2 protein-coding genes are annotated in these 2,055 nt (G+C 34.5%); one reads left to right on the plus strand and one right to left on the minus strand.

Annotation, left to right across the window (positions count from 1 at the left end; all coding sequences use genetic code 11):
• Positions 1-81 precede the first annotated feature (81 nt).
• The gene (locus V7659_RS11680; RefSeq protein WP_335540161.1) at positions 82-951 is read left to right on the plus strand and encodes a nuclease-related domain-containing protein; all 870 of its coding nucleotides are present in this window, start codon (positions 82-84) and stop codon (positions 949-951) included.
• A gap of 166 nt (positions 952-1,117) precedes the next feature.
• Here the strand turns inward: V7659_RS11680 and V7659_RS11685 are convergent.
• Positions 1,118-2,055 (minus strand): DUF3231 family protein (locus tag V7659_RS11685; protein WP_335540162.1); only part of this gene is annotated, 938 nt, incomplete at its 5' end.

Here is a 2,055-nt window from a genome sequence, read left to right on the forward strand (position 1 = left end):
ATAAAGTCCGTCAAATAGATAAAATGCTGATAAAAAGCTATTAAAAAAAATAATATGATCTGATAGATAAGGAGAAAATCAATGATTTGGTTAATTATTTCCACTTTACTAGCTGCATCTGTCGCTTGGTTAACTTTTATTGTAAAAAAGGAAAAAGCTAAACAAAAAGAAATGAGAAACAATCATTACCAGGAGCTAGAAGCGCTCAAAGAAATACAAAAGGCATCCATGGAAACGGCAGCAACGAAGTACGATGAGAAGATTATGGGTTTGAGCGAATCTTACCAACGTGAAATAGAAAAACTAGTAATCGAAAATGAAGAGATACGTAAAAATTATAAAAACCAAGGGGAAATCGTCACCCACCAGATACTAGAAAATTTCAAATCAGATTTAATTCGTAAAAAAATCCTTCCACCAGATGAAATGATTATTATGCCGAACATTTATATACCAGATGGAAACGGAAAAACTCGGCAAATTGACCACCTTGTCCTTTTATCAACGGGGATCTATGTGATAGAAACTAAATACTGTAAAGGTCACATCGTTCTGGGATTAACAAGAAGTAACAGCCAGAGGTTTTCTTTTTTAGCCGATATAGTAGATAGTGAGAAAGAGGAAACGCTGATCTTCGGTAAATCAGAGTCGGGAGAATTAACTGTAAAGACGTATGAAAATCCAATTTGCCAGGTTCAACAAACTGCCGTCATCCTATCCAATTATTTACAAAGTCAAGATATACCCTCTTGGATCAACACCTTATTATTCTTTAATTACGATGTAAAAGAGCTTCACGATTGGTCGGATAACAGCATTGTGAAGCGTGTCGCTAACAAAGAACAGTTACACCAGTTTTTTATCAATGAACTTACATCCAAAAATAGAATATATGGTGCTTTTCAGCTTAATAATATCAAGCATCTGATTGAAAACGCTAATTTTCATTGAGTTGCCCAAAATAAGATTACAAGTAAACAAAAAAAGGAGAACACCTTCATTGCTTATCGAAGAGTGTTCTCCTTTAAATTCAAAGATCGATGAAGTTGAGATTTAGTTTCTTTCAAGATTCCTTTTCTTCATCAAATAGTACGTAAGTGTTTTTTTATGTATTTCTTTACTCCAAAGCCCGTTCATATGCTTTTGGCGGGGATTCCAACCATACTTTTTGAATCAAGATATTCATACCATCATCAACAAATGCCCCAATGTTGATAAGAGTTCTTATATACAACATATCGATATCTCTTCTTGCCGTTACCGCCAATGAGTTTCCAAATGCTCTTACCTTCATCGCAAACATATCCACTTTATGAAACAACATGATTTTATCGGAGAAAGGTGGATAGGTAGATGTTGTAACCAAATGGTCTAGGTAATCAGGTGAATGTATACTTTCAACGTGAAGTTTTTCCTTATATTGTTTTACAGCTTTATCAGTCATTTCTAAACCTCTTTTAAACAAAGCCCTTATCTTGTCATCTTGAACGGTTTGATGAAAGCCCAATAATAAGGCCATACTTGTCGTGTTATTTTCTATATTATCCCAAAGATGAATCATTTCTAATGCCTGTAACGGCCGGACATCTCCCAAAAAACCATTTAAGAAACTTTGTTTATCAATTTTTTCAATTCCATTTGGTATCGGAATTGTCGGAGGTTTGGCAATAAATTTATTTTCCATTAAAACATTATTTATTTGCCCTAACAGGATAGTAGTACATTGATTACAATAAATAAAGAACTCTCGTACATCCTCCCTCAAGATCAATGGGACTGCTACGGCGTAAAGGCTCATTCCTGCCTTTGCAGCATATTTTAAATAGTGTACATAAAATTCATCTTTGTATAAACGAGGGGCACCAAGATTGACATCATCTTTCGTAAATCCAATTGGGATAGGAAAATTCTCCTTTTTAAAAAACTCTTCGATCCTCTGCAGGAAATCTGTGGATAAGGCTATGCCATTTTCTAATAGCATCCGTATATCTTCTTCCTCACAATGTTGAAGGAAATAACTTAAAATTTGAAGGGACATGCTGTTTCCCATATAGG

Origin of the sequence: Neobacillus drentensis, assembly GCF_036966985.1 — a bacterium.
Lineage (GTDB): Bacteria > Bacillota > Bacilli > Bacillales > Cytobacillaceae > Neobacillus > Neobacillus drentensis_E.